This window comes from Caulobacter sp. GW821-FHT12F03 (assembly GCF_058806855.1).
The window spans coordinates 128,892-150,027 of sequence record NZ_JBXAQC010000002.1; the positions used below are offsets into that span (position 1 = coordinate 128,892).

Here is a 21,136-nt window from a genome sequence, read left to right on the forward strand (position 1 = left end):
TCAGTGCTCCCGGCCCGACTTCCAGAAGGTCTGGAACAGCGGTTCGACCATGTAGTCCAGCGCCGTACGCTTGTAGAGCGGCACCAGCACCTCGGCCTGGAGGCCGGCCTGCAGGCCGGTGTCCGGCCCGCGCACCTTGCGGATCCGTTCCAGCTCGGTCGGCGGCACGGAGATTTCGGCGCGGAAGTAGCGCTGGCCCGACTTCTCGTCGACGAAGCTGTCGGCCGACAGTTCGGTCAGCCGCCCCATGAGGATCGGCAGGTCGCGCTCGTGCAGCGACGGGAAGCGGATCTGGGTCAGCTGGCCGACCTTCAGGTCGTCGGCGTCGTTGGGCGAGACGTTGGCCTGGATCACCAGGGCGCGGTCCTGCGGCACGATTTCCATCAGCACGTCGCCCGGCCCGACCACGCCGCCGACCGTATAGACCTTCAGCCCGACGACCTTGCCGCTGGCCGGCGCCCGGACCGTCGCCCGGTCGAGCTGCTGGCGCATGGCGCTGAGCTTGGGCTGCAGTTCGTCGAGGCGGACCTCGACGTCGCGCAGCTGGCTGGTGACGTCCTCGATCATCTGCCGGTCGAGCGACAGCAGCTGCATGCGCGTCTCGCCGATGGCCTCGCCGGAGCGGGCGATCTGGGCGCGGAACGAGCCGTCCTCGCCCGCCAGCGCCGCCTCGTTGCGCTCCAGCGCCCGCACGCGGTTGACCGGGGCGTAGCCCTGGGCCGCCAGCTTGCGCATGCCGTCCAGCTCCTCGCCGATCAGGCGCTGCTGTTCCGCGTTGGCGTCGAGCTGGCGCTGGAAGCCGGTGACCTGTTCGGTCAGCTGGCTGACCCGCTGGCCGAGCACGCCGCGCTGGGCCTCCAGGGCGTTGCGGCGGGCGTCGAACTGCTGCCGCTGCAGGGTCATGGCCTCGGCGGCCAGGGTCCGGTCCTCGGGCTGCAGATGGGCGAACTCCGCCGGGGCGGCGAAGCTGGACACATGCCGGCGCTCGGCGTCGAGCCGGGCGCGCTGCGCCAGCAGGGTGAACACCTCGCTGGTCGTGGCCCGCTCGTTGGCCCGCAGGTCGCCGGCGGCGATCTCGACGAGGATCTGGCCCTTGGCGACGGTCTGGCCCTCGGTGACATAGATCGCGCTGATCATGCCGCCCTCGCGGTGCTGCACGGTCTGGCGGTTGCCGGCGACGGCGATCACGCCGTGGGCGTAGGCCCCGGCGTCGAGCCGCGTCACGGCGGCCCAGCCGAGGAACAGCACGAAGAAGGCCACGGCCACGCCCGCGCCCCAGCGCAGCTCATGGCGCGGATCGTCGCTCAGGCTGTCGGGGAGCCTTGCGGGCTCGGCGGGACGATCGAGCGAAAGGCTGTCGGACACGCTCACTTACTGGCCCTTCAATTCTACAACGTTGGACGGCGGCCGGGCGGCGCCGGACATGGCCGCCAGCACATCGGCCCGGGGGCCGATCCGGTCGACCACGCCGTCGCGCAGGACCATCAGCTTGTCGGCGGCGGCCAGGACGCCGGTGCGGTGGGCGATGATCATGATCGCCGCCCCCCGCGCCTTGGCCCCGGCGATGGCCCGGGCCAGCGCCATCTCGCCCTCGGCGTCGAGCGCCGAGTTGGGTTCGTCGAGCACCAGCACGGCCGGGTCGCCGTACAGCGCCCGCGCCAGGGCGACCCGCTGGCCCTGGCCGGCCGACAGGCCGCGGCCGCCGTGGGTCAGCACGGTGTCATAGCCCTTGGGCAGCTTGAGGATCATGTCGTGCACGCCGCCCGCCTGGGCGGCCGCGACCACGGCCGCGTCGATCGTCGCCGGGTCCTCGCCGCGCCAGACGGCGAAGCGGGAGATGTTGTCGCGGATGCTGCCGGCGATCAGGGCGTTGTCCTGCGGCAGGTAGCCGACGTGCCGGCCGAGGCGGTCGGGGTCCCAGTCGGTCAGGTTGGCGCCGTCGAGGCGCACCACGCCCGCGTCAGGGCTGATGGCGCCGACCGCGAGGCGGGCGAGGGTCGTCTTGCCCGCGCCGCTGGGGCCGACGACGCCCAGAACCTCGCCCGGCTCCATGGCGAAGGCCACGCCCTTGAGGATCAGCGTGTCCGAGCCCGGGGCGCGCTGCACGACCTTGTCGAACCGGAGCGCGCCGAGCGGCGTCGGCAGCTGGGTGCGCGGCGTCTCCGCCTCGCCGCCGGCGAACAGCTCGCTGAGCGTCTTCAGCGCGCCGCGCGCCTGCACGACCGTGCCCCAGGAGCCGACCACCTGCTCGACCGGCTGCAGCGCGCGGCTCATCAGGATCGAGGCGGCGATGATGGCGCCGGACGAAATCTCGCGGTTGACCGCCAGGTAGGCGCCCAGGCCCAGGGCCGCCGACTGCAGGAACAGGCGGGTGAACTTGGTCAGGGCGGCGAAGCGGCCGCCGGTGAACTGCGCCTGGCCGGCCAGGCTGAGGCCGGCGCGGCGGTCGGACAGCTGGCGCTCGCGCAGGGCCCCGCGCATGCCCAGCGCCTTGACGATGTCGGCGTTCTGGGCGGCGGCTTCCTGGGCTGCGTAGGCGGCGTTGGTGGCCTTGGTCGCGGCCTGCGACTTCACCTTCGTCGACCGCTCGTTGAACACGGCCAGGGTGACGAGGATCGCGCCGCCGACGATGGTCATGGTCCCGAGCGCGGGGTGCAGCATGAAGGCGATGATCACGTAGATCGGCGTCCAGGGCGCATCGAGGAAGCCGAGCGCGGCCTGACCGGAGATGGCCTGGCGCAGGATGTCGAACTCGCGCATGCCGAGGATCGGCGCGCCCGGCGCCGTGCGGGCCATCAGTTTCTCAAGCAGCGGCCCCGCCAGCTCCTTGTCCAGCCGCAGGCTGGCGCGGACCAGCAGGCGGGCCCGGATGGCGTCGAGCGCGGCCAGGGTGATCAGGGCGAAGGCGACGGCCAGGGTGATGAACATCAGCGTCGTGATGCCGCCCGTCGGCACGACCCGGTCATAGACCTGGAGCATGTAGATCGACGGCGTCAGGTACAGCACGTTCAGCAGACCGCTGAACACCGCGATGCCGATGAAATGGGGGCGGCATGCCCGGAACGCCGCCGCCATCGGCAACGGAAGTTCAACGCCAAGATACTTCAAGATCCGCCCTCATTGGGAATGCGCGCGAGACGCCTGCAAAGCCTAGTCCACCGCCGCTTCCCGACCAATCCCGTCAATGAGGCATGGCCCGGAAGTCCACAAGAGGGATGGACGAAACCCTGAATGGGCATTTACCTAAACGTTTATGGGGGAGCGACACGATCCGGCGGCGATATATCGGCTGACTCCGCGTGAGCGGGAGTGCCTCCGGCTGGTCGCCGACCATCTCCATTCCAAGGAAATCGCTCGCCGCCTGAGCATTTCGCAGCACACGGTGGACGGCCATCTGAACGAGGCCCGGCGGCGACTGGGCGTCGCCAGCCGCCGCGACGCCGCCCGTCTGCTGCTGGCCTGGGAGACCGACAACACCCCCCTCAATGATTTAGGGGGCGCCCCGCCGGGGATGGTTAACCCCCCCGTCGACCCGCCAGCCTTCACGCAGTTGCTGCGGGAGGCGGACGATGAACGAGACAGAGACCGAGACCGGTCAGACCCCCGATACCGTCGCGGGCTTTCCCTCGACGGCGCCGATCGGGGCGGCTCCTCCCCTCTGGAATCCGGCGGCGGACATGCCGGTCTGGACCTGGAGCCAGCTGGAGGACGCGCTGAGCGAGCTGGCGGCGAGCCGTCAACAGCACGACATGATCGAGAACCTGGTCTCGGCGACGCGCAAGCAGGCCCGGTATCTCCCCTCGGGACACATCCTGAAGGAAATCCTCTGCATCGCCTGGGTGATCGCGGACGAAACCTTCAAGGGCGGTCGGGAGGAGGGCTCCTCCATGACCTAGCGCCCCTCCGTGGTCTGGCGCTCATCGGGGGCGCCGCAATCCTGGCCGCCCTTCTGCTCAGCGGCGTGATCATGGCGAGCCATGAGTTCGCCTACGTGATCCAGAAGACGCTGACGGGCTGGGACAAATAACCGGGACCCAAGGTCCCATCTCCGGAAATTCAAACAACATCCGCCGCGCCGAGCCTTCGGCGCGCACGGGAGGAGTCTGTCATGAAACGCAAGATCCTGGGCCATCAGGTCGCCGAGCAGCTGTTCGCCGCCGAGGCGGCGATCGACGGCGCCCTGTCCGCGGTGGCCGCCCTGACCGCCATGTTGCCCAACGCCCGCATCGAGGCGCGCCTGTCGGCCGTGGTGGGCCAGGGCGTCTTCGACCGGTCCTGCCAGACCATTTCCGCCCTCACCGAGGCCCGCCGCGGCATCGTCGAGACCCACAAGGCCCTGTCCGACGTGCAGAACAGCGTCGGCCTGCGCAATGTCGCCTTCGGCGGCCATGACAAGCCCGACGAGAACGTTCCGCCGCTCGAAGGCCGCCTCCAGGCCGTCGCGGGCGGTCGCCAGGCCGCCTGAGACCCTTAACGCCGGCCCCGAATTGGGCTGATATGGCCGGAACACCCACCAGGCGTTCCGGCCATGTTTCTGACTCCCGCCGCCCAGATCGGCGCCCTGATCATGACGCTGGTCTGCCTGTTCGCCGCCTGGGCCGGCGGGAAGCCGCAGAAGGTCATCGCGCTGACGGCCTTTGTCGCCTGGGTGCTGTCTGCGGCCATCGAGGACCGGGGCTTCCACGGCCCCCAGTACAGCACCTTCGTCCTCGACATGGCGCTCATGGTGCTCTGGGTCTGGCTGGCCCTGGTGTGGAAGCGGCCCTGGCTGGGCTGGGTGGCCGCCTTCCAGTGCCTGACCATGGCGACCCACATCGCCGGCATCATCGACCCCCGCATCTGGCCGCTGGCCTCGATCACGGCCTACATGACCTGGAGCTACCTGACCCTCGTGGCGATCGCCTGGGGCGGGGTCGAGGGCCTGATCGAGCGCCGGCGCGCCGCGGCCGCTAGCGGCCTGTGAAGGCCGGCGCGCGCTTCTCGACGAAGTGCGCCACGCCCTCCTTGAAGTCCGCCGAGGCGAAGCTCTCGGCCATGTCGCCGTTGGCCGTCTCGATCGCCTCGCCGAGACCCTGGAACTGGGCCGCCCAGATCTCGCGCTTCATCACCCGCATCGAGCGCGGCGAGACCTCGGTCGCCAGCATGCGGGCATAGGCCATGACCTCGTCCATGAAGTGGCCGGCCTCGATCACCCGGTTGACCAGTCCGATCCGCTCGGCCTCGAGGGCGGAGACCCGCCGCGCCGAGAACAGCAGGTCGGCGGCCTGGGCGAACCCGACCAGCCTGGGCAGCAGCCAGCTGATGCCGTGCTCGGCGATCAGCCCCCTTCGCGAGAAGGCGGTGGTGAACACCGCGTTGTCCGCGGCGAAGCGGATGTCGGTGTAGAGGGCCATGACCATGCCCAGCCCCGCGCAGGCGCCGTTGATCGCCCCGATGATCGGCTTGGGCACGCTGGGGAAGTAGGAATAGGTCTTGCGGAAGTCCTCGGGCGCGTCGGGATCGAACGGGCCGTCGACGACAGCCTCGCGGGTCCCCGCCCCGATCTGCTGCAGGCCGTTCATGTCCGCCCCGGCGCAGAAACCGCGCCCGGCGCCGGTCAGGACGATCACCCGCACCGCCGGGTCGTCGGTCGCCAGCCGCATGGCCGCCTTGACCTCGGCATGCATCTGGCCGGTCCAGGCGTTGAGCCGCTCAGGCCGGTTGAGGGTCACCACGGCCACGCCGTCCTCGACCTGATAGAGAATGTCCTGATAGCTCATGGCGGCCTCCCGTTTCTTGTTGTGGACGGGAGCCTACCCCAGGCGAAGCGGGAGTCGAGGCGATGACGGCCAGTGCGTTCGGAGAGTCGGCGTTTGAAACCCTGGTCTGCGACCGGCCGGCGCCGGGCGTGGCGCGGATCACGCTCGACCGGCGCCGGGCGATGAACGCCTACAGCTTCGCCATGACCCAGGAGCTGCAGGCCGCGATCGCCGCCTTCCGCGACGACGACGCGCTCAAGGCGCTGATCCTCACCGGCGCGGGGGAGCGGGCCTTCTGCACCGGCGGCGACATCTCGGGCGATGCGCCGGAGCATTCCGCCGCCGTGGCCGCCGCCCCGATGGGCCACGGGCGTGAGATGCGCGAGGGCATGCAGGCGGTGGTGCTGATGCTGCGCAGGCTGGACAAGCCGTCGATCGCCATGATCCGCGGCTATGCCGTGGCCGGCGGTCTGGCGCTGGCCTGCGCCTGCGACTTCCGGCTGGCGGGGGCGGGCGCGAAGCTCGGCGACACCTCGGGCCGGGTCGGCCTGTTGCCCGACGAGGGCGGCGCCTGGCTGTTCCCCCGGCTGATGGGCCTCGACCGCGCGCTGAAGATGACCCTGCTGGGCGAGGTCTATGACGCAGCGACGGCGGCCGGGCTGGGCCTCGTCACCGAGGTCGTGGCCGACGACACGCTGGAGGCCCGCGCGCTGCAGATGGCCGAGGCCCTGGCGACCCGCGCCCCGCTGGCCGTGCGCCTCGCCAGGACGATGATGCTCCGCGCCGGCCAGATCAGCCTGGAAGACTCGATGATCGACGCCCAGCACGCCGTGATGATCACCAACCCCAGCGCCGACGTCCGCGAGGGCATCGCCGCGTTCCGCGAGAAGCGGGCGCCGCGGTTCGAGGGGCGGTAGGGGGCGCTACCAGAGACGCCTCGCTGCGAAGGCCTGGCCCGAGCCGGATTTCAGGTACTTTTCAAAGGCGGCGGCACGCGTTCGCGTGTCGAAGGCGATATAGGCCGCGAGTCGCCACGGCCGGTATTTCGAGGTGTGGGAGGATCGGCCGGCGTTGTGCGCGGCCAGGCGCGCCTTCAGATCGCTGGTCAGCCCGACGTATCGCTGGCCCGGCGCGCCCACACTCTCCAGAAGGTAGACGTAATACATGAAGCGCAGCTTATGCGCGCGTCCGATTTTCATGCAAGAAGACGATGCGGCCGGTCCCCCTTCGCCAAGGCTTCGGGCGACACGCCTTCGCCCAAGATGCGGTTCCGGGTGGCTTGCCACCCGAAGCCCGCAGGGCGAAGGGTGGTGGACACGACTGGGATTGAACCAGTGACCCCCTCGATGTCAACGAGGTGCTCTCCCGCTGAGCTACGCGTCCTTACCGGGGAGGCCGGGGATATAGCGATGCTTTTCGCGGGACGCAACCGCCCGCGAACGTTCGTGATGGCGTCAGGCCGCCATCATCCGTTCGACCTCGGTGACGATGTCGCGCAGGTGCACCGGCTTGCTGAGGACCTTGGCCCCGGCGGGCGCGCGTTCACCGGCCGTCAGGGCGACGGCGGCGAAACCGGTGATGAACATGATGCGCAGGCCGGGATGGCGGGCGGCGGCGTGGCGGGCCACCTCGATGCCGTCCATGCCGGGCATGACGATGTCGGTCAGCAGCAGGTCCCAGTCCTGGTCGAGCACCGCCGCGGCCTCTTCGCCGTCGGCGCAGGCCGTCACCTCGTAGCCGGCGCGCTCCAGCGCCCGGGCGAGGAAGTTGCGCAGGGAATCGTCGTCTTCGGCCAGGAGAATGCGCGGCATGGTCTGGAAACGGGCCCCCGGGAAACTTGCGACAGGGACGCATCCTAGCCTGTCAGGCGTAAAGGCGCGATGAAGCTCTCGCGCGGCGGGAACGCTGAAAGCCTTTGACCCGGCCCCGCCGGCCCCCGATCATTCGGCGATGGACCTGCGGCGCGAGATCACCGGACTGGACGAGGCGGACGCCGATGGCGCGGCCTTCCATCTCCTCGCCCGGGATCCGCCGCCGACGCCGCTGGTGTTCGCCTCGCCCCATTCGGGCCGGCACTATCCCCGCGAGATGCTCGAAGCGGCCGCCGTCGACCCCGAGGCCCTGCGCCGGTCGGAGGACGCCTTCGTCGACACCATGATCACCCCGACCCACGCGTCCGGCGCGGCGATCATCACCGCCCGCCACGGCCGGGCCTGGATGGACCTCAACCGCGAGCCGTGGGAGCTGGACCCGGCGATGTTCAGCGACGAGCTGCCCGACTACGCCCGCGGCCGGTCGGCGCGCGTGGCGGCGGGGCTGGGCGCCATCGCCCGGGTGGCCGCCGAGGGCCGCGAGATCTACGCCCGCAAGCTGACCTTCGCCGAGGCGCGGGCGCGGGTGGAGCGGACGCACGCCCCCTATCACGACGCCCTGGACCGGCTGCTGGCCCGGGCCCGGGCGGCGCACGGCATGGCGGTGCTGATCGACTGGCACTCGATGCCCGAGGCCGCGGCCCGCACGGCGGTCACCGCCCGACACGGCAAGGGCTGCGACATGGTGCTGGGCGACCGCTTCGGCGCCTCCTGCACCCGAAAGCTGTCCGACCTGGTCGAGCGGGAGCTGGAGGCCATGGGCTATCACGTGGCCCGCAACGCCCCCTACGCCGGCGGCTACACCACCGAACACTACGGCCGGCCGGCCAGCCGCACCCATGCGCTGCAGATCGAGATCAGCCGCGCGCTCTATCTGGATGAGAAGACCCTGGAGCCGACCGGGGGCCTGGCCCGGGTCACGGCGGACATCGCCCGGCTGGCCGACGTGCTGGCCGCGGACTGGCCGAGCCTGCGCCCGGCCTAGGACGGGGACCGGCCCCGGGCCCGCCGGCGCCCGGGCCAAAAAAAAGCGGCGGCCGAAGCCGCCGCAGTTCATTAGGGAGGAAACGCCCAGGAAGGGCAGAGGGGCCGGAGCCGCCTCACACCTCCAAATTAGTGTGCGCCGCACAAAAGACAAGACAAAAACGTGCGCCCAGACCGAGAATTCCTGTCGCGCCCCATCAGGAAACCTTGTTCCGCAGGGGCATTCTTGCCATTTCCGCGTCATTGTGCGATGCACAATCGCACAGCGTCCGTCACGCATTTCACGTATTGGTGAATAAAAACAGCCGTTTGACGGCGCATTGATCCGCGTCACTCCCCCGGGGTGGCTAAACCCGGCCGGCTCGCGTACAAGCGCGCGCCTTCCGCCCCCGCCCGTCCGTTCCGAAAAAAAGTCGCCTCATGTCCCTGCGAAATATCGCCATCATCGCCCACGTCGACCATGGCAAGACCACCCTGGTCGACCAACTGCTGGCCCAGTCCGGCGTTTTCCGCGCCAACGAGGCGCAGACCGAACGCGCCATGGACTCCAATGACCAGGAGCGCGAACGCGGGATCACCATCCTGGCCAAGTGCACCAGCGTGCTGTGGCACGGCGAGGCGGGCGACACCCGCATCAACATCATCGACACCCCCGGCCACGCCGACTTCGGCGGCGAAGTCGAACGCATCCTCGGCATGGTGGACGGCTGCGTCCTGCTGGTCGACGCCGAGGAAGGCGTCATGCCGCAGACCAAGTTCGTGCTCGGCAAGGCGCTGAAGATGGGCCTCAAGCCGATCGTCTGCCTCAACAAGGTCGACCGGCCGCACGCCGATCCCGACCGGATCCTCAACGACGCCTTCGACCTGTTCGCCATCATGGGCGCCACGGACGAGCAGCTCGACTTCCCGCACATCTACGCCAGCGGCAAGCAGGGCTGGGCGACGATGGACATGGACAAGCCCAACGACAACCTGGGCCCGCTGTTCGACCTGATCGTCAAGCACGTGCCGAGCCCCAAGGCCGAGGCCCGCAAGGACGAGCCGTTCCAGATGCTGTCGGTGCTGATCGAAAGCGATCCGTTCCTGGGCCGCCTGCTGACCGGCCGCATCGAGTCCGGCAAGGCCGTCCCCGGCATGGCCATCAAGGCCCTGTCGCGCGACGGCAAGGAAATCGAGCGCGGCCGCATCACCAAGGTGCTGGCCTTCCGCGGCCTGAAGCGCCAGCCGGTCGAGGAGGCCACCGAGGCGGGCGACATCGTCGCCATCGCCGGCCTCTCCAAGGCCACCGTGGCCGACACCCTGTGCGCCCTGGAGGTCACCGAGGCCCTGCCCGCCCAGCCGATCGATCCGCCGACCATCTCCATGACCGTCTCGGTCAACGACAGCCCCCTGGCCGGCCGCGAGGGCGACAAGGTGCAGAGCCGCGTGATCCGCGACCGCCTGCTGAAGGAAGCCGAGAGCAACGTGGCCATCAAGGTCAGCGAAACCGCCGAGCGCGACGCCTATGAAGTCGCCGGCCGCGGCGAACTGCAGCTGGGCGTGCTGATCGAAAGCATGCGCCGCGAAGGCTTCGAGGTCTCGATCAGCCGGCCGCGCGTTGTGTTCCAGACCGACCCGGAAACCGGCGCCCGCCTGGAGCCGATGGAAGACATCCAGATCGACGTCGATGACGAGTTCAGCGGCATCGTCATCGAGAAGCTCAGCGCCCGGAAGGCCGAGCTGAAGGACATGGGCCCCTCGGGCGGCGGCAAGACCCGCATCCAGCTCCTGGCCCCCTCGCGCTCGCTGATCGGCTACCAGGGCGAGTTCCTGACCGACACCCGCGGCTCGGGCGTGCTGAACCGCGTGTTCAGCCACTACGAGCCCTACAAGGGCCCCATCGACCAGCAGCGCAAGGGCGTGCTGATCTCCAACTCCGACGGCGAGACGGCGGCCTACGCCCTGTGGAACCTCGAGGATCGCGGGACCATGTTCGTCGGCGGCGGCGAGAAGACCTACGAGGGCATGATCATCGGCGAGAACGCCCGTAACGACGACCTCGACGTCAACCCGATGAAGGCCAAGCAGCTGACCAACGTCCGCGCCAGCGGCAAGGACGAAGCCATCCGCCTGACCCCGCCGCGCCGCCCGACCCTGGAACAGGCCATCGCCTACATCCAGGAAGACGAACTGGTCGAGGTGACCCCCAAGAACATCCGCCTGCGGAAGAAGGTCCTGAACCCCAGCTTCCGCAAGCGCCGCGTCAAGGACGAGTAGCGCTCAGCGGGACAGGCGCCGGCGGTGTCTGTCCCTTGGGGTGCAGCGGCCGAATGGCCGGCGATTGAAGGCGGGACGCTGAAAGGCGGCCCGCCCTTTTTGCGTTTGGGGGTGAGGCGCTACCGAATGGGGTGGGGAAAACCCTTGGCAGAAGCTGCGGCCAACGGAGTAAAGGCGAAACTTGGGCCAGCGCCCGACGACCTTACTCAATGACAAGGGCTGCGCAGGCTGCATTTGACTCATCGCGGAGGGTGCCACGTCTGCCTCCTGGACCGCGATGGGCGGTGAATGTGAGCTGCAATCCGCAGCTAAGCCGCAGACACGACAAACCAAGGGATGCGGTTTGGAAAAAGCAGTGATGCGAGGATAGCGCCCGCCGTCAAAGCGAGCGTGTTAGGTCTTTGAGCCGCCGTAGCAGGCCAAGCAGCCACGAGGTCGTCGATGGTCCAGACGCCTTGACCGATGGTGAAGGTATGGTTCTCCCCGTCAATGATGGTGTCGTCGGCAAACTGTGCGTAGTCGCTCGCTATGAAGGCGTTGATATTGACGTGGTCGAGTTCGGCCATCGCCTCATCGAATACCTCGCTCAAACCAAACAACGGGGCCAAACGGAGGACGACGGCAATAGCCTCGCTTGGGTTGGCTATGAGCTCGAACACCTCGCTGAAGCTCTCGGTGTATCGTGCCGTCATGTAGGTGAAGATCTGCTCGTTCTTGATGGACCAGCGCGCGACGTTACCGCCAGCTTCGACAGCCGAGTTGAAGAGGACACTGAGCAAGGTCTCGCCCTGTTCGTGTAGGCCGAGTTCTGCAGCGCAGGCGAGCCCAACGGCAATCGATGAGCCTTGGACCTCTGACAGGAGCACCGCCGACGCGCTGTAGTGCTCGACGATCGCATCAAGGAATTCGGCAAACGCCCCGGTGGGAAATTCGGTCTCCCGCCCGGCAGCCTTCAGGATGAAATAGGCCGCGCCGGACCAGCCGATGATTTTCCAGATGCGGATAGGCAACACGTAGAGGTCGCCCATTCCGGCACGCTGGCTGAGCAAAGCATACTTCTGGAGGCTAAGTTCCTCGACCGCGCCCGCAAGGGCGCGGAGGATGCACTCGCAGGCGGCCACCGACTGCTCTTCGACGTAGTCGGACACAATGACGGACGTAGCGCAGAATGGCAGGAGTGCAGCCGCGGCCGACGCGCGCACCTGCGCTTCCAAGAACTTGTCGCGGCTGTCTTGTGCGCGAACGATGAGCCCTCCGACGAGGCGCTCAACGTCAGCTATTTGGTCCGCCGAGCTGGTTGCATGACTCGCAAGGAACGGGCCGACCGTTTCAATAACGCCCCGCGGAGACCAGTGCTTGAAGGTAACCTCAAGGCTCGCCTGAAAGTGAGGGTTCCTGCAGAAGGCCGCACGTTGATGGACGTTCAGCGCCCAAAACCGGGGCTGCTGATCTGGATTGCTCGCGACACGACGCCCGACTGCGGCGCCGATCTCCATGAGGTCGAGCGCGGCCGCATGCTCCTGGATGAAAGTGCGGCCATCGAGGCACTCTAGGAGCGCGTTTGTGCCGGCACCGCCTTCCCCCGTCTCCAAGGCGAACTGATCTCGTGAGGCCATGGCGAGCAAAATGACAGCTGGCGTTCCGGCATCGCCCTGCATCTCTGGCCTGATGAGGACGTGGACGTCGTTCGCCAGGCCGCCACTGAAACAGGCGTCGAGAATGATGTTAGTTGCTATGGGCGGTCTGGTCGCTAGCGTCATGAGCGCCTCGCTCAACCAATACGCCGTGGTGGGTAGCCGGTCATCGCGTGTATCACGCAGCTCCATGAAGAAGCCGCCACCGTCGAGCGCGCCATGGCCCGCGAAATAGAGCGTGAAGGTGTCAAGCGGCGCGTCGTCATAGACAATGTCGGCAATGGCCGTTCGAACCTCAGCCAGCGTCGGCGATAGGAGCAGACGGGAGCGGGACGGGTCGTAGTCACCAACGTCTGGCTTGATAAGTTGCTCGTAGACACGTCTCGCATCGAGCTCTGCACCGTTGAGCTCTGGTTCGAGAAACTCGTATCTGTCGCAACCGATGGCGAGTAGTGCGCGCTGCGTCACAGCTTCGGTCTCTTGAATCGATTGCGCCGCTCGAACTCCGCCTGTCGGGCGCGCTCCATCTTTTCTTCTTTTAGACGTTCGAATTCGGCATGGTATTCGTCTCCCATGGCTTGAAGTTGCTCGACTACCTTCATGCTACCGACGTGGATTTCAGGCAGCGAAGGGTTGCCCTCACGGTCTACGCCGAATTCGATTTTCCTGAATGCTTCCATGAAGGCCTCGGGAAACGGCTTGTCCCGCGCATCGACTGTTTGGCCGTTGGCTTCGCATATTTCGGAAATACCTTCGTATAGCATGCGGGCTTGGGCTTCGTCGAACTGCCGCACGATCGATTCGAGCATGCGCGGCACGATGCTGAAGTCGTTGTTCGCAATGTCATCAAAGGAAGTTAGAAACTCCGCACCGTGGGTCTGCATCTCGCCTTTGGTCGCGCTTTCGTTTGCAGGATGCCGCCATGTACGCCCGTGCGAGTATACTTGGTGGTTCTCCCTGGGGATGCGTTCGCCAGCCTTGTGACGAATGAGTCCGCTCATGAGTCTCATAACGGACACTTCGAAGGCTTCGCCCTCTTCGCGCATTTCGAAGAAGACGACCGTCGGCCGATGATTTGATGCACTATCCATACGATTTGGATAGCACAAATGCTTCGATTTTCGGCTAGGTGGGCCACCCCCACCACCCCCTTCATCTCTTGCCGAGACGATCGCCGGGCGATCCGGGTTGCTCAAGGGTGGCCCTGCGGGCCATCGCCTCCGGCGACGCGAAGCGCCCTTGACCAACCCGGCTCGTCCGGCACGCTGGCCTGCATGAGATCGAAGGGCTCCTATCCTCCCCGCTTGCGGGGAGGTGGCCCGGCGGAGCCGGGTCGGAGGGGCGGCGCCGGCGGTCGGTGATTGGTGCCTGTTGAGCCTATTCAGGAAATGCCCGCGCCGGCCCCTCCGACCTCGCTTCGCGAGGCCACCTCCCCCTCGCTGCGCTCCGGAGAGGATGTCCGGAGGCGAGACTCCCGGGACCGATCATCCCGGGACAAAGCGGGACAATCCGACCCCTCCCGGGACATCCGCGCCCCACCGCCGCGCGATTTGATCCCCGCTCTCCAGGGCGGGGTTACAATGCCCCCATGAGACCGCTCGCCACGCCCCGCAAACCCTGCGCCGCAAGGGATCGCCGCCGGCCCCCGCCCCGCCCGGCGGCGGCGGCGGCCGGTCGGCGGGCGCCCTTGACCCCCGCATCCGGCGCCACGCCGGAAAACACGCCGGCCCTCGCGGGACAGGCGGGACCCCGGCGAATCGCCGCCGCGCTGGCTTTTCCACAGGTTTGGCTGTATGAGCCGCCCTTCACCTACCCCGAAACGCTGAACCAGCCCCTCGCGGACGCGAGACATGGGCGTCCGACGCGTTTTCGCACCGTCAGGACGACCGATGACCTTTCCTTCCGTGAACCCCGCGATTGATCGCGCGCTTGTCGATCAGGGCTATCTCGAGCCCACCCCCGTGCAGCTGGCCGTGCTGGAGGCCGACGCCGAGGGGCGCGACCTGCTGGTCTCGGCCCAGACCGGCTCGGGCAAGACCGTCGCCTTCGGCATGGCCATGGCCCCGACCCTGCTGGGCGAGGAGGAGCGCTTCGGCGGCGCCGGCGCGCCGCTGGCCCTGATCATCGCCCCGACCCGCGAACTGGCCCTGCAGGTCAGCCGCGAGCTGACCTGGCTCTATGCGAAGACCGGGGCGATCGTGGTGTCCTGCGTCGGCGGCATGGACGCCCGCAGCGAGCAGCGCACGCTGAACCGCGGCTGCCACATCGTCGTCGGCACCCCCGGCCGCCTGCGCGACCACCTCGAGCGCGGCCACCTCGACCTGTCGGCGCTGAAGGTCGCGGTGCTCGACGAGGCCGACGAAATGCTCGACCTGGGCTTCCGCGAGGACCTGGAGTTCATTCTCGAGGCCACCCCGGCCGAGCGCCGCACCCTGCTGTTCTCGGCGACCATCGCCAAGGACATCGCGACCCTGGCCAAGACCTTCCAGCGCGACGCGGTGCGCATCGACACCACCACCCGCAACGCGCCGCACGGCGACATCGAGTATCGCGCCATCCGCATCGCGCCGAACGAGATCGAGCACGCTGTGGTCAACGTCCTGCGCCACTTCGACGCCGGCGGCGCCCTGGTGTTCTGCGCCACGCGCGACGCGGTGCGCCACCTGCACTCCAGCCTGCGCGAGCGCGGCTTCGAGGTCGTCGGCCTGTCGGGCGAGATGGGCCAGCGGGAGCGCAACGACGCGCTGCAAAGCCTGCGCGACCGTCGCGCCCGCGTCTGCGTCGCCACCGACGTCGCCGCCCGCGGCCTCGACCTGCCGGACCTGGGGCTGGTGATCCACGCCGACCTGCCGGTCAACAAGGCCGCCCTGCTGCACCGCTCGGGTCGCACGGGCCGCGCCGGCAAGAAGGGCGTCTCCGTCCTGCTGGTGCCCTACACCCGCCGCCGCAAGGCCGAGATGCTGATCGGCAACGCCGGCGTCGAGGCCGTCTGGAGCGGTCCGCCCAGCGCCGAGGAGATCCGCGCCGGCGACACCGTCCGCATGCTGAACGATCCGACCCTGACCGAGGCGCCGTCGGAGGAGGACCTGACCCTCGCCCGCACCCTGATGGAGGGCAAGACGGCCGAGGAGATCGCCACGGCGTTGGTGCGCATGTACCGCGCCCGCCTGCCGGAGCCGGAAGACCTGTATGACGGCGGCGATCGCGGCGCCGGCCGTCCCGAGCGCGCGCCCCGCGAGTTCGACGACGGCGGTGAGCGCGGCGCCCGCGACCACGGCGAATTCGCCGACGCCTCCTGGTTCCGCCTGTCGATCGGCCGCAGCAAGAACGCCGATCCCAAGTGGATCCTGCCGCTGATCTGCCGCCTGGGTCACGTGACCAAGAAGGACATCGGCCAGATCCGCATCTTCGACAACGAGACCAAGTTCCAGATCTCCGAGGAGATGAGCCCGCGCTTCGCCGAGGCGATCAAGGCGACGGCGGCCGAGGACATCAAGGTCACGCCCTCGACCATGCCGACCTCGAAGGATTTCGGTCCGAAGAAGCGCGACTTCGCGCCGCGCGGCGACCGTCCCGAACGCAGCGAGCGTCCGGTCCGCGCCGAGCGCCCGGCCCCGTCCGGGGATCGTCCCGAGCGCGCGGAACGCCCCGCCTGGAAGGACCGCGCCCCGCGCGCCGACGCCGCGCCCGCCGGCGATCGTCCCGAGTGGAAGCCGCGCGCGCCGCGCGAGGATCGTCCGGCCCCGGCCGGCGACCGTCCCGAGTGGAAGGCCCGTCCGCCGCGTGAGGAGCGCGCCGCCCCCGCCGCGACCGTCAAGCCGCGCCGCGAGTACGACCGCCCGCGCGACGCCGCCCCGGCGGCCGCGCCCTATCGTCCGGAAGCCTCCTCGGACCGCCCGGCCTACAAGAAGCCCCGCGCCAGCGACAGCCGCGGCCCGCGCGAGTCGGTCCCCTACCAGGCCGAGGGCGCCGCGCCCGAGCGCGCGCCGTTCAAGAAGCCGCGCGACTTCAAGGGCGGCCCGCGCAACGACAGCGGCTTCAAGAAGCCCGACGGCGCCCCCGCCGGTCGCGGCGGCGCCTTCAAGGCCGGCGGCGACTACAAGGGTCCCAAGGCGGGCGGCAAGCCCAAGCCCTTCAAGGCCGGGGTCGAGTCTTCGTTCAAGGGTCCCAAGAAGCCGTTCAAGCCCAAGAACAAGGGCAACGACTGGAAGCCCTAGGGCCCGTCAGTCGCCGGTCAGGGTCACGAACAGCTCCGATTCGATGACCCACTGGCCGGTCACCTTGCGCCAGGCGGCGAGGTAGGTCCCGGCCAGCCGGGTCTCCCCGTCCGCGCCGCGCCACAGGGCCGTCCAGCGCCCGGCCTCGGCCGCCCGCGCCCCGGCGTCGTCGAGCTCGACCGTGTCCGTGGTCCGCTCGTAGGTGACGAAGGCCGGGTCGGCGAACTGGGCGGCGAAGGCCTCCAGCACCATGGCCGCGCCCGTCAGGCGGCTGCCGTCGCCGGCGATGACCGTCATCTCCGGATGGAAGAACGGCCTGAGCCGCGCCGCGTCGTGCGCGGCGATCAGCCGGTTGGTCAGCTTGCGGCGCGCCTTCACGGCGTCGGTCGGCGAGGTCATGCCCTCCCCTATACCGACGGCGCGGCCCCGTCGATCAGACGCCGGCGCGGGTGACCCGCCAGATCGCGTTGCCGACATCGTCGGCCACCAGCAGCGCGCCGCGGCGATCGATGACCACGCCGACCGGGCGGCCCCGCGCCTCGCCGCCGGCCGTCAGGAACCCGGTCAGCACATCGACCGCCGCGCCGGCCGGCCGGCCGGCCCTGAACGGCACATAGATCACCTTGTAGCCGCTGCGCGGGTCGCGGTTCCACGAGCCGTGCTGGCCGACGAAGGCCCCGCCGCCCCAGGCGGGCCCGAGGTCCGCGCCCGTGCTGAAGGTCAGGCCCAGCGAGGCGGTGTGGGGTCCGAGCGCATAGTCCGGGACCAGGGCGCGGGCCACCAGATCCGGCCGCTGGGCCTTCACGCGCCTGTCCACATGCCGGCCGTAGTAGCTGTAGGGCCAGCCGTAGAAGCCGCCGTCGGCGACGCTGGTCATGTAGTCGGGGACCAGGTCGCTGCCGATCTCGTCGCGCTCGTTGACCACGGTCCACAGCGCCCCGCTGTCGGGGTTGAAGGCCATGCCGACGGGATTGCGCAGTCCGCCGGCGAACACGCGATGGGCGCCGGTCGCCGGGTCGATGGCCCAGATCGCCGCACGCTCCGCCTCCTTGTCGAGGCCGTTCTCGCCGACGTTGCTGTTCGACCCGACCGAGACGTACAGGGTCGCGCCGTCCGGGCTGGCGACGACGTTCTTGGTCCAGTGATGATTGATCGGCCCGCCCGGCAGGTCGGTGATCCGGACCGGCGGCGCGGTGATCGCCGTCTCGCCCGCGCGATAGGGAAAGGCCACCAGGGCGTCGGCGTTGGCGACGTACAGGCGGTCGCCGACCAGCGCCATGCCGAACGGGGAGTTGAGGCCCGACAGCAGCACCGTGCGCAGCTCGGCGACCCCGTCGCCATCGGCGTCGCGCAGCAGGGTGATGCGGTTGGCCGTCGGCGCGGCGGCGCCGGCCTTCTTCATCGCCAGGCCCATGAAGAACCCGCGAAGGCCCTTGCCGTCCTCCGGCTTGGGCGGGGCGTTGGTCTCGGCCACCAGCACGTCGCCGTTGGGCAGGACGTAGAGCCAGCGCGGGTGGTCGAGGCCGGCGGCGAAGGCCTTCACCCGCAGGCCCGGCGCAGCGGTGGGCGTCTCGCCGGCCGGCCAGGGGCTGGCGTCGGCGACCTTGATCGTCGGGATCAGGCTGGCCCGGGGCGGCGGCAGCACGGGGTTGGGCCCCATGCCGGCCTCGACCGGCAAGCCGGCGGTGTCGCCGCAACCGACCAGCGTGATCGCCGCCAGGGCGGCGGCGGACAGGAGAAGGGCGCGTCTTTGCATGGGAAAGCCTCCGGAGACCGGCTCCGGAGGCTCAAACGGCAGGGCGAGCCGGATGTTCCGCCGTCAGGCGGTCAGCGGCCCATGCGCTTGGCTTCGCGCTTGGCGCGGGCCTCGGCCTTGGCTTCGGCCTTGCGAGCCTTGCGTTCCTCGCGCTTGAGAGCGAGCTGGGCGTCAGCGTCGTTGAGCAGCGCCAGACGGCGCTCCTCGGCGGCGGCGGCTTCGGCCAGGCGGCGGGCCTCGGCCTTCGCCTCGGCGGCCTTGCGGGCCTCTTCCTTGGCCAGTTCGCGGGCGGCGCGGGCCGCTTCGCGTTCGGCGGCCAGGCGCTCCTCGCGATGAACGAAGTTGGGATCGACGACGGCGGGCTTGGGCTTGAACTTGGCCAGCATGGCCTTCTTGGCCTCCGCCGCGGCCTGTTGGCGCTCGGCGAAGGTCGGTTGCTTCAGCAGACTCATAGCTTCTTTCAGCGATTTTTCACGGGCGCTTCAAAGCGAAAAATCGACGGCGAGGCAAGCCCGGTTTCGCGGGATCAAACGGCCCTGTGGTAGAAGCACCGCACCCCTACCGGAGGATTCCCATGACGCCCGCCCCGATCCAGCAATGGCACGCCTATATGGAGACGCTCGACGCCGCGACGCTCGAGGATCTCCTGACCGAGGACGTGGTGTTCGAATCGCCGGTAGTCCACACGCCCCAGGCCGGGCGGCCGATCACCATGAAGTACCTGCTCGGCGCGGCGGCCGTGCTCAACAACGACAGCTTCCACTACGAGAACGAGTGGTACTCGGAGAGCGGCGCCGTGCTGGAGTTCGTCACCGTGATCGACGGCATCAAGGTCAACGGCGTGGACATCATCCACTGGAACAGCGCCGGCAAGATCGACCACTTCAAGGTCATGGTCCGCCCGCTGAAGGCGATCAACATGGTCCATGGCAAGATGGGCGCGATGCTCCAGAGCATGGCCGGCTAGAGCCGCGCCTACTCGGGTCGGATGACGATCGACTGAAGCAGGTCCGTCCGGGACGTCCCCGGAGGCGCGGAGGCTTCGGACTCGTAGACAAGCCCGGAAATCGCTTGCAGGGCCAGGGCGTCGCACTGGCCGAACGGCTCGCTGTGAATGACCTGCGCATTGATCACCGCCCCGGCGGCGTCGAGATCAAACCGGACAACGACGCGGCAGGGACGGCCGTGGGTCGCGTAGCTCCTCTGGTGCAGCGACCCCTTCACCACGACGGGCGCGCGGCGCCTGCTTCCCACCAGATCGGGACGCCGCGCCAGAATCCGGCGCCGCTCGCGGGCCATTGCGGACGCCAGCCCGAGATCCAGACAGGGCGAGCTGGTTTTCCAGAGACGCTCACGACAGACCAGAACCGCTTCATCGCCGGTCTGGATCGCCGCCTCATAGTCTCCGCTGGCGCTGAGCAGGTCGACCAGCGCCAAGGCGATAACCGGGTGGAGAATCCTGGCCTGTCCGTCCAGCTGCCGCGACTCGGCCAGCAGCGGACCGAGCAGACCGATCATCTCCTCGATGTAGGCCTTCCCCTGTTCGCGCGTGACCTCCACGTCGGGGCGTTCCAGTCGCCAGGTCACGGCCAGGACCGCGGCCGCCCAGAACGTCGCTTCGTCCGGCTGCCCCGCCCTGATGGCCCGCAACAGGGCCAGTCGCTGTTCGATCAGGCCGCCCGTGCCGGACTCCTGGCCGACGATGGAGGCAAGTCGCGCCATCGCCCGACCGTCCCAGCCGTCAGCGAAGCCCTGTTGCATGGCGACTGCGTCGAAGGTCAGGGACCGGGCCTCCGCCAGACGAGGATCGGGCATCCTTGTCGCGGCCTTGCGGGTCGAGACCGCGGAACCGAATGACCGCCCCTCCGCCGTCGTCACCCAGCGGGCGAGCAGGAGCACTTCCGCCTTGCGAGCGTCCAGCCGCGCGAACATCAGGCTTGCGGACGCCTGATCGCACCAGTGGACAGCCTGCTGTTCCCCGGCCTCCACGGCGCTCCGGCACCGGGAGATGGCCTCCGCCAGGCGTTGCTCACGAGTCGCGTCCGCGCGCGCCTGCCCGGCCAGCAGTGCCGATGCGGCCAACGCCAGAACGCCGGACGTCAAGATCGACCAAACCCGCGACATTCGTCCCTCCCGACGATCCAGCGTTCGCCCTTATCAAGTCGCCGGCGCCGCGTCTGCCCGCAGCCGCATCGCCATCCACACGTCGCAGCGCGCATAGGGCGTGTCCTGCCGGGGCAGGTCGGTGAAGCCCATGGCGCGGTAGAGGCCGAGCGCCGGCCCCAGCGCGCTGTTGGTTTCGAGATACAGGCGCGGCGCGCCGAGGGCGCGGGCGCGATCTATACAGGCCTGCATCAAATCGCGGCCGAGGCCCGTTCCGCGCGCGGCCTCCGAAACGGTCATCTTGATCACCTCGAAGCCGCCGTCCGGCATGGCCTTGAGGCCCACGCAGCCGATCGCCGCGCCGTCGGCGTCCTCGGCCATGAAGATGTGACCGCCCGGGGCGATCACCTTGCCGACGGGATCGCCCAGCACCTCGGCGTCAGCCGGCTCGATGGCGAAGTGCCGGCTGATCCAGGCCTCGTTCAGCGTGCGCCACGCCTGCGCGTGACGGGGTTCGAAATCGACGATGGGCATGGCATGAGTTTGCGGAGCGCGGGCCGCGCGCGCAAGGAGGCTG

At 69.1% G+C, this 21,136-nt stretch carries 20 protein-coding genes, 1 tRNA gene and 1 pseudogene; 9 read left to right on the forward strand and 13 right to left on the reverse strand.

Translation table 11 applies throughout. The features are described from left to right. Nucleotides 1–1,365, reverse strand: a complete 1,365-nt coding sequence (locus AC1RN0_RS06120) for an HlyD family type I secretion periplasmic adaptor subunit (protein WP_492786547.1) — start codon at nucleotides 1,363–1,365, stop codon at nucleotides 1–3. A 6-nt stretch (nucleotides 1,366–1,371) separates the two neighbouring features. Continuing rightward, on the reverse strand, nucleotides 1,372–3,108 hold the full coding sequence (locus AC1RN0_RS06125; RefSeq protein ID WP_492786548.1) for a type I secretion system permease/ATPase: 1,737 nt from the start codon (nucleotides 3,106–3,108) through the stop codon (nucleotides 1,372–1,374). Nucleotides 3,109–3,253: 145 nt separating this feature from the next. Here AC1RN0_RS06125 and AC1RN0_RS06130 point away from each other — a divergent pair. From AC1RN0_RS06130 to AC1RN0_RS06145, 4 genes and pseudogenes are all read left to right on the forward strand, one after another. After that, nucleotides 3,254–3,439, forward strand: a pseudogene (locus AC1RN0_RS06130) (helix-turn-helix domain-containing protein); the annotation flags it as partial. A 130-nt stretch (nucleotides 3,440–3,569) separates the two neighbouring features. Beyond that, nucleotides 3,570–3,896 carry a hypothetical protein gene (locus AC1RN0_RS06135; protein ID WP_492787017.1) on the forward strand — a complete coding sequence of 109 codons (327 nt, stop codon included), beginning with the start codon at nucleotides 3,570–3,572 and terminating at the stop codon, nucleotides 3,894–3,896. A 212-nt stretch (nucleotides 3,897–4,108) separates the two neighbouring features. Then, a complete protein-coding gene (locus tag AC1RN0_RS06140; RefSeq protein ID WP_492786549.1) occupies nucleotides 4,109–4,465 on the forward strand; it encodes a hypothetical protein in 357 nt (118 codons plus the stop codon). 63 nt (nucleotides 4,466–4,528) lie between these two features. Continuing rightward, nucleotides 4,529–4,963 (forward strand): hypothetical protein, encoded by a 435-nt coding sequence (locus AC1RN0_RS06145; protein WP_492786550.1) that lies wholly within the window; start codon nucleotides 4,529–4,531, stop codon nucleotides 4,961–4,963. Here AC1RN0_RS06145 and AC1RN0_RS06150 read toward each other — a convergent pair. Further along, nucleotides 4,950–5,759: an enoyl-CoA hydratase gene (locus tag AC1RN0_RS06150; RefSeq protein ID WP_492786551.1), complete on the reverse strand. Its 810-nt coding sequence runs from the start codon at nucleotides 5,757–5,759 to the stop codon at nucleotides 4,950–4,952. The genes AC1RN0_RS06145 and AC1RN0_RS06150 overlap by 14 nt on opposite strands. A gap of 62 nt (nucleotides 5,760–5,821) precedes the next feature. Between AC1RN0_RS06150 and AC1RN0_RS06155 the strand changes: the two genes are divergently transcribed. Then, nucleotides 5,822–6,655: an enoyl-CoA hydratase/isomerase family protein gene (locus AC1RN0_RS06155; protein WP_492786552.1), complete on the forward strand. Its 834-nt coding sequence runs from the start codon at nucleotides 5,822–5,824 to the stop codon at nucleotides 6,653–6,655. A 6-nt stretch (nucleotides 6,656–6,661) separates the two neighbouring features. On the opposite strand, the gene AC1RN0_RS06160 is transcribed toward AC1RN0_RS06155, so the two are convergent. The 3 genes from AC1RN0_RS06160 to cpdR form a co-directional block, all read right to left on the reverse strand. Then, nucleotides 6,662–6,937, reverse strand: coding sequence for a GIY-YIG nuclease family protein (locus AC1RN0_RS06160; RefSeq protein WP_492786553.1), 276 nt, complete (start codon nucleotides 6,935–6,937; stop codon nucleotides 6,662–6,664). A 109-nt stretch (nucleotides 6,938–7,046) separates the two neighbouring features. Then, nucleotides 7,047–7,121 (reverse strand) — tRNA-Val (locus AC1RN0_RS06165). 71 nt (nucleotides 7,122–7,192) lie between these two features. Beyond that, nucleotides 7,193–7,549 carry a cell cycle two-component system response regulator CpdR gene (cpdR, locus tag AC1RN0_RS06170; protein ID WP_488901903.1) on the reverse strand — a complete coding sequence of 119 codons (357 nt, stop codon included), beginning with the start codon at nucleotides 7,547–7,549 and terminating at the stop codon, nucleotides 7,193–7,195. A 139-nt stretch (nucleotides 7,550–7,688) separates the two neighbouring features. Between cpdR and AC1RN0_RS06175 the strand changes: the two genes are divergently transcribed. Both AC1RN0_RS06175 and typA read left to right on the forward strand, forming a co-directional pair. Then, nucleotides 7,689–8,594, forward strand: coding sequence for an N-formylglutamate amidohydrolase (locus AC1RN0_RS06175; RefSeq protein ID WP_492786554.1), 906 nt, complete (start codon nucleotides 7,689–7,691; stop codon nucleotides 8,592–8,594). Nucleotides 8,595–9,013: 419 nt separating this feature from the next. Beyond that, entirely contained in the window at nucleotides 9,014–10,849 is a 1,836-nt protein-coding gene (gene typA / locus AC1RN0_RS06180) for a translational GTPase TypA (RefSeq protein ID WP_492786555.1), read from the forward strand. Between the two features lie 308 nt (nucleotides 10,850–11,157). Here the strand turns inward: typA and AC1RN0_RS06185 are convergent, their stop codons facing one another. Then, nucleotides 11,158–12,951: a caspase family protein gene (locus AC1RN0_RS06185; protein ID WP_492786556.1), complete on the reverse strand. Its 1,794-nt coding sequence runs from the start codon at nucleotides 12,949–12,951 to the stop codon at nucleotides 11,158–11,160. Next, entirely contained in the window at nucleotides 12,948–13,484 is a 537-nt protein-coding gene (locus AC1RN0_RS06190) for a hypothetical protein (RefSeq protein ID WP_492786557.1), read from the reverse strand. The genes AC1RN0_RS06185 and AC1RN0_RS06190 overlap by 4 nt, the downstream gene beginning before the upstream one ends. An 888-nt stretch (nucleotides 13,485–14,372) precedes the next feature. Between AC1RN0_RS06190 and AC1RN0_RS06195 the strand changes: the two genes are divergently transcribed. Beyond that, complete coding sequence (locus AC1RN0_RS06195) at nucleotides 14,373–16,700, forward strand: DEAD/DEAH box helicase (protein WP_492786558.1); 2,328 nt, start codon at nucleotides 14,373–14,375, stop codon at nucleotides 16,698–16,700. A gap of 6 nt (nucleotides 16,701–16,706) precedes the next feature. Here AC1RN0_RS06195 and AC1RN0_RS06200 read toward each other — a convergent pair whose 3' ends face one another. From AC1RN0_RS06200 to AC1RN0_RS06210, 3 genes are all read right to left on the reverse strand, one after another. Continuing rightward, nucleotides 16,707–17,099: a DUF4440 domain-containing protein gene (locus tag AC1RN0_RS06200; protein WP_492786559.1), complete on the reverse strand. Its 393-nt coding sequence runs from the start codon at nucleotides 17,097–17,099 to the stop codon at nucleotides 16,707–16,709. Nucleotides 17,100–17,133: 34 nt separating this feature from the next. Beyond that, nucleotides 17,134–18,456 carry a PQQ-dependent sugar dehydrogenase gene (locus tag AC1RN0_RS06205; RefSeq protein ID WP_492786560.1) on the reverse strand — a complete coding sequence of 441 codons (1,323 nt, stop codon included), beginning with the start codon at nucleotides 18,454–18,456 and terminating at the stop codon, nucleotides 17,134–17,136. 71 nt (nucleotides 18,457–18,527) lie between these two features. Further along, nucleotides 18,528–18,908, reverse strand: coding sequence for a DUF6481 family protein (locus tag AC1RN0_RS06210; RefSeq protein ID WP_492786561.1), 381 nt, complete (start codon nucleotides 18,906–18,908; stop codon nucleotides 18,528–18,530). A 122-nt stretch (nucleotides 18,909–19,030) separates the two neighbouring features. On the opposite strand from AC1RN0_RS06210, the gene AC1RN0_RS06215 reads away from it, so the two are divergent. Then, a complete protein-coding gene (locus AC1RN0_RS06215) occupies nucleotides 19,031–19,423 on the forward strand; it encodes a nuclear transport factor 2-like protein (RefSeq protein ID WP_492786562.1) in 393 nt (130 codons plus the stop codon). A gap of 8 nt (nucleotides 19,424–19,431) precedes the next feature. Here the strand turns inward: AC1RN0_RS06215 and AC1RN0_RS06220 are convergent, their stop codons facing one another. Together AC1RN0_RS06220 and AC1RN0_RS06225 are read right to left on the reverse strand one after the other, a co-directional pair. Next, complete coding sequence (locus AC1RN0_RS06220; RefSeq protein ID WP_492786563.1) at nucleotides 19,432–20,580, reverse strand: energy transducer TonB; 1,149 nt, start codon at nucleotides 20,578–20,580, stop codon at nucleotides 19,432–19,434. A 33-nt stretch (nucleotides 20,581–20,613) separates the two neighbouring features. Continuing rightward, on the reverse strand, nucleotides 20,614–21,093 hold the full coding sequence (locus AC1RN0_RS06225) for a GNAT family N-acetyltransferase (RefSeq protein WP_492786564.1): 480 nt from the start codon (nucleotides 21,091–21,093) through the stop codon (nucleotides 20,614–20,616). Nucleotides 21,094–21,136: the final 43 nt, after the last annotated feature.